This is a genomic window from Frankia sp. CcWB3 (assembly GCF_977927595.1).
The window spans coordinates 1-8,230 of the sequence record NZ_CDWRCK010000193.1 but is presented as its reverse complement, the minus strand read 5'-3'; the positions used below and the strand labels follow the sequence as shown (position 1 = coordinate 8,230).

8 protein-coding genes and 2 pseudogenes are annotated in these 8,230 nt (G+C 70.8%); 7 read left to right on the top strand and 3 right to left on the bottom strand.

Going from position 1 to position 8,230, the window contains the following annotated elements:
• The 3 genes from ACY5KJ_RS14625 to ACY5KJ_RS14615 form a co-directional block, all read left to right on the top strand.
• A partial coding sequence (locus tag ACY5KJ_RS14625; RefSeq protein ID WP_462203595.1) for a hypothetical protein occupies positions 1–463 on the top strand: 463 nt, incomplete at its 5' end.
• A gap of 260 nt (positions 464–723) precedes the next feature.
• Entirely contained in the window at positions 724–2,106 is a 1,383-nt protein-coding gene (gene selA / locus ACY5KJ_RS14620) for an L-seryl-tRNA(Sec) selenium transferase (RefSeq protein ID WP_462188633.1), read from the top strand.
• Positions 2,103–2,579, top strand: a complete 477-nt coding sequence (locus tag ACY5KJ_RS14615; RefSeq protein WP_462188632.1) for a hypothetical protein — start codon at positions 2,103–2,105, stop codon at positions 2,577–2,579. Before selA ends, ACY5KJ_RS14615 begins: the two co-directional genes overlap by 4 nt.
• Positions 2,580–2,925: 346 nt before the next feature.
• Here the strand turns inward: ACY5KJ_RS14615 and ACY5KJ_RS14610 are convergent, their stop codons facing one another.
• Positions 2,926–3,057, bottom strand: a complete 132-nt coding sequence (locus tag ACY5KJ_RS14610) for a hypothetical protein (RefSeq protein ID WP_462188631.1) — start codon at positions 3,055–3,057, stop codon at positions 2,926–2,928.
• Positions 3,058–3,277: 220 nt separating this feature from the next.
• On the opposite strand from ACY5KJ_RS14610, the gene ACY5KJ_RS14605 reads away from it, so the two are divergent.
• Positions 3,278–3,850 carry a VOC family protein gene (locus ACY5KJ_RS14605; protein WP_462188636.1) on the top strand — a complete coding sequence of 191 codons (573 nt, stop codon included), beginning with the start codon at positions 3,278–3,280 and terminating at the stop codon, positions 3,848–3,850.
• Positions 3,851–3,910: 60 nt separating this feature from the next.
• Here ACY5KJ_RS14605 and ACY5KJ_RS14600 read toward each other — a convergent pair whose 3' ends face one another.
• Positions 3,911–4,447, bottom strand: coding sequence for a MarR family winged helix-turn-helix transcriptional regulator (locus ACY5KJ_RS14600; protein WP_462188630.1), 537 nt, complete (start codon positions 4,445–4,447; stop codon positions 3,911–3,913).
• 297 nt (positions 4,448–4,744) lie between these two features.
• On the opposite strand from ACY5KJ_RS14600, the gene ACY5KJ_RS14595 reads away from it, so the two are divergent.
• From ACY5KJ_RS14595 to ACY5KJ_RS14585, 3 genes and pseudogenes are all read left to right on the top strand, one after another.
• Positions 4,745–5,815 (top strand): 3-dehydroquinate synthase family protein, encoded by a 1,071-nt coding sequence (locus ACY5KJ_RS14595; RefSeq protein ID WP_462188635.1) that lies wholly within the window; start codon positions 4,745–4,747, stop codon positions 5,813–5,815.
• A gap of 5 nt (positions 5,816–5,820) precedes the next feature.
• A complete protein-coding gene (locus ACY5KJ_RS14590) occupies positions 5,821–6,642 on the top strand; it encodes a shikimate dehydrogenase family protein (protein WP_462188629.1) in 822 nt (273 codons plus the stop codon).
• Between the two features lie 16 nt (positions 6,643–6,658).
• A pseudogene (locus ACY5KJ_RS14585) lies at positions 6,659–7,639 on the top strand (ROK family protein); the annotation flags it as partial.
• 64 nt (positions 7,640–7,703) lie between these two features.
• Here ACY5KJ_RS14585 and ACY5KJ_RS14580 read toward each other — a convergent pair.
• Positions 7,704–8,230: pseudogene (locus ACY5KJ_RS14580) on the bottom strand (HAD-IA family hydrolase); the annotation flags it as partial.

Below are 8,230 nucleotides of genomic sequence, written 5' to 3'. Positions count from 1 at the left end.
GGATGACGCTCACCCGGACGTCATCACCTTCATCGGCCGGATCGACGGCACGGTCATCACCGTGGGAACGCAGCCCAGCGTCCCGCGGAGAACCCCAGTCGTCGTTCTCCGCACCCAGTCGGCCCTGCTCAACGTTCTCTGCGTCGCGCATCTCGTGCCGGACGAGGCGCATCGGCTCGCCGCCCTGTTGTCCAGCGCCGCGCTCGCCACCGTGGGGCGCTCCGCGTCCCAGCCCCCCGGTGCTGCACCGCCGCCTGCCGACCTCGCCTCCGGGGTCCGCTCGCGGCACATCATCTCCGCTGGGGAAGGATCGAGCGCCGCGGAGCTCCGTCACGCGCTGGCTCTGCTACCAGCGGGGGCACGACTCGTCGATTTCGTCTCCGACACCGACGTCGTCCTCATCTTCAGCGTCGACGATCCACCCTGGCCGACGATCAACCTGGGCGGGGGGCCGTCCGGGTGACCGAAGGCCCGAGGCCCGGCCATGCGCCGTTTTAATCATCGAAAGGACGGCCAGAGCCGTGAGGGCAGCGGACCGACCCGACAGGCACCCAGCCGAGGCAGGCACCGCGCAGAGGCAGACACCCGACAGGCCACGCCGCCGTCCCGGCCATGTCCGGAATCCCGCGAGGAGGAGCACTAGCTTCACCAAGAGTGATCGATCGTACAAGTCTGTTCGCTTCCCCGGCCCAGGACAGCCCGACGACACCGGTAGCGGCACCGATGACGCTCGCTCGCGTCACCACCGGGCTGCGCCCAGTGATCAACGCTACCGGCGTCCTGCTCCACGGAGGGCTCGGCCGAGCTCCCCTGTCCGCGGCCGCCCGCGCGGCCCTCGACCTGGCAGCCGGCACGACCGACCTCGAGCTTGACCTCGGGACCGGACGGCGAGGACGACGAGGACGTACCGCCCTGGCCGCGTTGGCAGCCGCGGTGCCCGCAGCGGCGGGCGTGCACATCGTCAACAACAACGCGGCAGGGCTGATCCTCGCGGTGACGGCGCTGGCCGGGCGGCGGGAGATCGTGGTGAGCCGCGGGGAGCTGGTGGAGACGGCGGACGGGTTCCGGCTGCCCGAACTGCTGGTCTGCACCGGGGCTCGGCTGCGGGAGGTCGGCACCACCAACCGCACGACGCTCGGGGACTACGCCGACGCGATCGGGCCGGAGACCGGGCTCGTGCTGCGCGTGCATCCGTCCAGCTATCAGGTGGTGGGGCTGACTGACACCCCTGCGATCAACGATCTTGCCGCGCTCTGCGCAGACTTCGAGATCCCCCTCGTCGGTGACTGCGGCTCCGGGCTGCTGCACCCCGAGCCGCTCCTCGCCGATGAACCCGATGTCACGACCTGGCTCGGCTTCGGCGTCGACGTGGTCACGACCAGCGCGGACAAACTGCTCGGCGGGCCTCAGGGCGGCCTGCTGCTGGGACGTGCCGACCTGATCGACCGGATGCGTCGGCATCCGATGGCCCGGGCAATGCGGGCCGGAAAGCTCACGCTCGCCGCGCTGGAAGCCACCCTCAGCCACCCCGACTCCCCTGTCCGGCAGGCGTTGCACGCCCGACCGGAACGGCTGATGACGCGGGCCGAGACGCTCGCCGCGTGGCTACGGCGTTCGGGCATCGCAGCCTCGGCTGTAGCGAGTCGTGCGGTCGTCGACGGCGGGGGTGGATCGTCGCCGCAGCCGAATGACGCCGCATTCCGTCGATCGGGCAGCCACCAGCGCGAGGGCGCACAAGACGAAGACGACATGGCCCCGACGGGCCCCGCGGGCGGTCTGACGATCAGAGGGTTCGGCGGCTTCGGTCCGGAGCTGCCGAGCGCCGCGGTGGCCCTGGAGGCAGTCATCGCCGCCCCCCTGCGCCAGGGCGAGCCCTCCGTGTTGGGCCGGGTCGAGCAGGGATGCTGCCTGCTCGATCTGCGGACCGTTCCGGTGGAACTCGATCCCGTCCTCGCCGCCGCCGTGCTGACTGCCGCGACCGAAGCCGGCGCGACCACGATCACCGATGCCCCGACCGAGCCGCACATCGCCGAGGATGCCGACGTCATGACGATCGAATCCATGGCCATCCCGCGCGCCACCGTGCCCGGCCGACGGACGCCGTGAGCCTCGGCCGCCCCTACGACTCCCCGGCGGTCGCCGTCGCGGTGAGACGGCTGGGCTCGGTCGCCGCCGCGCTGACCCTGCTCTGCTACGGGCTCGTCCACCTGCTCGTCTGGCCCGGCGCACCCACGGGGACCCCGGATGAACGGTACCGGTGGAACGGGGAGTCCACGCTACTCGACTCGTTACCGGGTGAGGCGGTCTGGAGCATCGGCGGCCTGCTGCTGGCAGCGACCCTGCTCGGGCACGGCGTCGGCGCGGCGGGACTCGCCGGGCTGCCCCTGGTTCACCGCCACTGGCTGGCCGCGACCGGATTCGGGGCGGCCTGTTCGCTGAGCCTGTTCGCGATCGCCTGGCCGGGGCTGGAACCCACCGCGACGGAGTTCAGCGCCGGTCCGATAATCAGCGGGCTGCTGCTGGCGAGCACGCTCGTCACCGGCTGGGCCCGGCACCACCCGCCCCACGCCGTCGCGTAGCGCGGTCCCGCTGCGAGGTCGAACAGCTTCGCCTGACGTGCGACCACCGCGCCGTGGCCCTCGTCGGCCGCGAGCACGATCCCTCACGATCAGTGGACGGCCGATCCAAACCTCAATCTAACGCTAAAACAACGGAGAAATAAGCGATTCACGGTTCGCTCGGCGGCGGCGGGGACCCGCGTCGCATCTTCGCATGTGGCGGGCCCGCCGACGGGCCTAGACATCAGAACATTATAGTACAAATATTATAAATTCCGGCATATAGCTCAAACTTCCGATTCGGGAAGCTTGATTACCCATCGGCATCGATGCACCTCTTACGGAGACCGGAAGCCGTAGAGATGGTTCAGTACGTCGTTGTGTACTGGTTGCGCTGATTGTGATCCTTCAAAGAGTACGGTGGATGCAGTCGGCCACCTCGGATAGCGGCGTCCAGGGGGACGTAATGAAGTAACAAATACGTGATCGAGAGCATCATCGCAGGTCACAGGCCTGTGGAGGGTTCGAAACGCGCAAGTTATTTCATTTCGACTCCTAAAGGCCGGGCCGCTAAAGGCCGGGGCCGTCCCGCGTCCATCCGCGACGGGATCGTCCTAATCGATGGTACCCGCGGGACGGCGAGAACAGCCCGGAGGACGACGATACGATCGGCGTCCTCGCCCTCTGCCCGGGCCAGAGGCATGGAGGGAGCCGCGGTGATGGAGACAATCATCCAGAATCGGGAGGACCGGATCCGGACGACGCCGGATCCGGCGTCGCCGTCCGTCCGCACCACGCCCCATTCACCGGCCTCCGCCCTGCTGGCGGCGCGGGTCATCGAGAAGATGCTGGGCGAGCTGATGTTCCACCATCTCGGCATCCTCGTCGCGGACCTCGATGCTGCCCGGGAACGATACGCCGTCTCCCTCCGGGTCGACGCGTGGGAGTCGCGGGTCGTCTCCGGCCCCGCCCTCTGGCGCGATCGACCGATCATGATCAAGAACGTCCGGATCGCGTTCGGCCGCTTCGGCAGCAGCCTGGTCGAGTTGGTGGAACCCGGCGACCGGCCGTGGACAGGGCGGGAAATTCTCGACCAACGCGGCGAGGGAATGTTCTCCATCGGCTACGAGGTCGACGACCTGCCGGCGTGCCTGCACCGGGCGGTCGCCGCGGGATGCCTGGTCGAGCAGCTCCGGCCGGACGCGCGGAACCCGCGACAGGCCTATCTCGACGCGGGTTCCGGACTACTGATCGAACTCATCCCCGGGGGCGCCGGACGGGACGGTTGGTGATTATTGTCCGAAACCTGCCGTCCTCGTGGACTTGTCTCGGCGGCCATCCAAATGTCATCATCAATCGAGGCCGCCCGGCACCCCCCGAGCCGGGCGGCCTCTCTGTGGGTACGGGCCTCCCGATGTTCCGCGGGCGTATCCAGGTCGCCCCGCGGGCTTGAGCGCGCCCTCCGCGACAAAGCGATCCATGCCGGCGACGAAGGCGCGCGCGTCCTCGGCGGGCCAGTCGTCGAGCATGCGCTGGAAGACGTCAGCTAGCCGACGCCGAGAGCGATCGATGGCGGCCCGGCCCTCGTCGGTGAGCGTCAAGCGGACCGCGCGGGCGTCATCGGGATCGGCCGAACGGCGCAGCAACCCGAGCGCCTTGAGACGATCACTGTGCCGACTCACCACCGAACGGTCGATGCCGATCTCCATGCTCAGCTTGCGCGCCGTGGTCGGGCCCGTGCGGGCCAGACCGTTGAGCACGGGGTAGACAGCCTCGTCGAGTCCGACGTCCGCCGAGGAGAGCAGCTCCCCGAACAGACGCGTCCGATTCGGCCGGGTGAGGAGAAGTCCGAGCGATGCCGCGAGCCTCGCGCCGTCGTCTGAACCCACCACACGACCCTACTCTGCGTGCACCATGCATCAATTCGCGCGGGGCGCGGATCCACACAAGGGCACGGATCCACGCGGGGCAGCGACCCACGCGGGGCGTCGGCGGCGCGCGCGAGCGACGAAGACGAACGGGAGGAGGTGCGATGGCTCACACCCGACCCGACGGAAGGGGGGCGACTCCCGGGCGCGGCAGAATTGCCGCGGCGGCCCGTGCAGAACCACCGCAACGCACCACCGCAAGGCACCAGGCAGGCGCTAGCACGCGACCGCGGATCCGGAAGGCACACCTTGACGGGCATGCTCACAGCGCAGCGGACGAGCCCGATCGAGCGGATCACCGCCGATCATCGACGGGTCTCGGTGGACCTCGGCTCACGCAGCTATCCGATCGATATCGGTCCCGGGGTCCGCCGAATCCTGCCCGACATCGTCGCGCGGATCGGCGCCCGGCGGGCCGTCATCGTCTCGGCGCGGCCGCAGGACGCGGTCCCCGACCCGGGCGTGCCGGTGCTGCGGCTGGCCGCACGGGACGGCGAGACGGACAAGAACCTGTCGAACGTCGAGGCGCTCTGCGGCCGGTTCGCGGCTTTCGGGCTGACCCGGTCAGACGTCGTCATCTCCTGCGGCGGAGGGACCACCACGGACGTCGTCGGGCTCGCTGCGGCGCTGTACCACCGCGGCGTGGCGGTGGTACACCTCCCGACATCCCTGCTCGCCCAGGTGGACGCGAGCGTCGGCGGGAAGACGGCGGTGAACCTGCCCGCCGGCAAGAACCTCCTCGGCGCCTACTGGCAACCCAGCGCCGTCCTCTGCGACACCGACTACCTGCGGACCCTGCCCCAGCGGGAGTGGATCAACGGCTACGGCGAGATCGCGCGGGCCCACTTCATCGGCACCGGGGACCTACGCGGTCTGCCGGTGACGGAGCAGATCGCCGCCAGCGTGGCGCTCAAGGCCGCCGTCGTCGCCCGGGACGAACGGGACTCGAGCCTGCGCCACATCCTCAACTACGGCCACACCCTGGGGCATGCGCTGGAGCGCGCCACCGACTTCGCGCTGTGCCACGGTGAGGCGGTGGCGATCGGCACCGTATTCGCCGGCCGTCTCGCCGGGGAGCTCGGCCGGATCGGGGACGATCGGGTCCGCGAGCACCTGGACGTGGTCCGCGGGTACGGGCTGCCGACGGCACTGCCCACTGAGGCGGACGCCGCCGAGCTCGTCGCCGTGATGCGTCTGGACAAGAAGTCGACGAACACCGGCCTCACCTTCGTGCTCGACGGCGCGGACGGCCCACAGCTGGTGGGCGACATTCCGGAAGACCTGGTCATGAAGACGCTCGGCGACATGCCGCGCGGGCCGCTGGCCTGACGCCCATGCCACCGGCCCCGCGTGCCATCACGGGCACCACCCGCCTGTTCGCCGTCGTCGGGGATCCCGTCAAGCAGGTACAGGCGCCGTCGTTACTTAATCCGCTGTTCGACGAACTCGGGCTCGACGCCGTCCTCGTACCGGTGCACGCCCGGCCGGCGGACTTCCCCGCCGTACTCGATGGACTCCGGCGCATCGAGAACCTGGACGGCATCCTGATCACGATTCCGCACAAGGTCGCCGCCTGCGCCCTCGCCGACGAACGCAGTCCGGCGGCCGCGATCAGCGGGAGCGCCAACGCACTGCGCCGCGGCTCGTCCGGGCGCTGGCAGGCCGACAACTTCGACGGAGCGGGATTCGTCCGGGGGCTGACGGCCGCCGGACGCCCGGTGGCCGGAACGCGGGTCTCGCTAGTGGGCGCGGGCGGCGCCGGCAGCGCCATCGCGGCCGCGCTGCTCGACGCCGGCAGCACGCGGCTGTCGATCTACGATCCGGACCGGGAGAAGCGCGACGGCCTGCTCGCCCGCCTCGACGAGCACTGGCCGGGCCGCGCCGTCGGCGTCGCGGCACCCCTGCTGCACGATGTCGATCTCGCGGTGAACGCCACGCCGCTCGGCCTGCGTCCAGACGATCCGCTCCCCTTCCCGCCGGACGGGCTCGCGGCGGGCTGCGTCGTGGCGGACATCATCATGAAACCGCCCGACACCCGCCTGCTGCGGGCCGCGGCCGCACTCGGCCTGCCGACCCATCCGGGCATCCACATGCTCGCCCACCAGATCGGCTTCTACCGCTCGTTCTTCGATCTCGTCCCGGCGGCACCCGCCTGACGATCTGCGAGGGCTCATGCGTGCACAACCTCTAACCGGCTGTCTGGGTATCGACGTGGGCGGCACCAAGGTCGCGCTGCGCATCGAGGCCGCACAGGCCGTGGCGGACCCGACGGGAGGCGACGAGCAGGTCGGCCCGGCCAGGCCGAGCGGACCGGACGGACCGGACGGTCGCGTCAGGCCGGTGGAGACAACCTTCCAGTGGTCGCCGTCGGCGACCGCCACCCAGGACATCGACGATCTCGCCGCACACGTTGCCGCGCTGACCGCCCGATGGGGCGGTCGGGTCGACGCCGTCGGCGTGGCGATGCCCGCAACCATCAACGCCGCCGGCCGGGTCACAACATGGCCGGGCCGGCCGGCCTGGACCGGGCTCGACCTCGGCGCCGCGCTGCGGGATCTGCTGCCGGGCACCACCGTGGTCTGCGGCGACGACGGCGATCTGGCCGCGCTCGCGGAGGCGGACGCGGCCGGCTGTGAGAACGTGGTCTACCTGGGGGTCGGGACGGGCGTCGGCGGCGGGATCGTGCTCGGCGGCCGGTCCTGCCCGGGGCCCGGTCGCGGCTCCAGCGAGATCGGACATCTGATCATCTCGTCCGGCGGGCCCAGCTGTGACTGCGGCCGCCGCGGATGTGTGCAGGCAACCGCATCTGGGCCGGCCACCCTGCGCCGGGCCGCCCAGCGGCGTGGTGCGGAGGTGACCTTCGCGGACCTGCGCGCAGCCTGGCTCGCGGCCGACCCCTGGGCGGTGCGGACAGTGGGCGAGAGCGCCGCGGCGATCGCCACGGCCGTCGTCGGGCTGACCGAACTGCTCCATCCCGCGATGGCGGTGGTCGGCGGCGGGTTCGCGGCCGGCCTGCCTGGATTTCCGCAGGCGGTCGCCGAGCATGCCCAGGCCCTTGCCCGCCCGGGACATCCGCCCGCGCCCATCCGCCCGGCGCTGCTGGGCGGCCTGTCCTCCCTGTTCGGAGCGATCCTGGCGGCTCAGTCGCCGGCGAGGATCGGTCGGCCGGCCTGTGAGCCGCGGGGACACCGGCGGTGCCGGCGGGTTCGACCGGGTGCGGCCGGAGAAGGGACAGCAACTCCGCGGGCCGGCGCAGCACCGCGTCCGGCTCGGCCGCGACCAGCTCGGCGCCGTCCGCCTCGCCCCACAGCGCGGCCACCGCCATCACGCCGGCCGCACGCGCGCTCTCCAGGTCGGCGACCGCGTCCCCGATCATCATCGCCTCACTCGGCGCCACGCCCAACAGTTCGAGTGCCCGGTTCACGATGTCCGGCGCCGGTTTGGGACGGGCGATCTCATCAGAGCCGATGACATAATTGAAGATCGGCAGAATGTCGAGCTCACCCAGCAGGTGCCGGGCCCGTGGACCGGCCTTGCCGGTGGCGACCGCGAGCCCGAGGCCGCGCTCGTGCAGGGTCCGCAGCAGCGCGGCGATCCCTTCGAAAAGCACCACCTGGTGGGCCAGCCGATAGCTCTCGCGGACGAACGGCTCCTCCATCTCCAGCGGCAGATTCATAATCCGCATGATGTCCGGAAGTACCGTCCCAGGTGCCGGTTGTACTCCTCGAACGGGGGCTCGCCGGG

Bases quoted from the DNA above. Each gene is read 5' to 3' on its own strand.
- selA (WP_462188633.1), top strand. From the start codon at position 724: ATGACGCTCGCTCGCGTCACCACCGGGCTGCGCCCAGTGATCAACGCT.
- ACY5KJ_RS14595 (WP_462188635.1), top strand. From the start codon at position 4,745: ATGCTCACAGCGCAGCGGACGAGCCCGATCGAGCGGATCACCGCCGAT.
- ACY5KJ_RS14605 (WP_462188636.1), top strand. From the start codon at position 3,278: ATGGAGACAATCATCCAGAATCGGGAGGACCGGATCCGGACGACGCCG.
- ACY5KJ_RS14590 (WP_462188629.1), top strand. From the start codon at position 5,821: ATGCCACCGGCCCCGCGTGCCATCACGGGCACCACCCGCCTGTTCGCC.
- ACY5KJ_RS14610 (WP_462188631.1), bottom strand. From the start codon at position 3,057: ATGATGCTCTCGATCACGTATTTGTTACTTCATTACGTCCCCCTGGAC.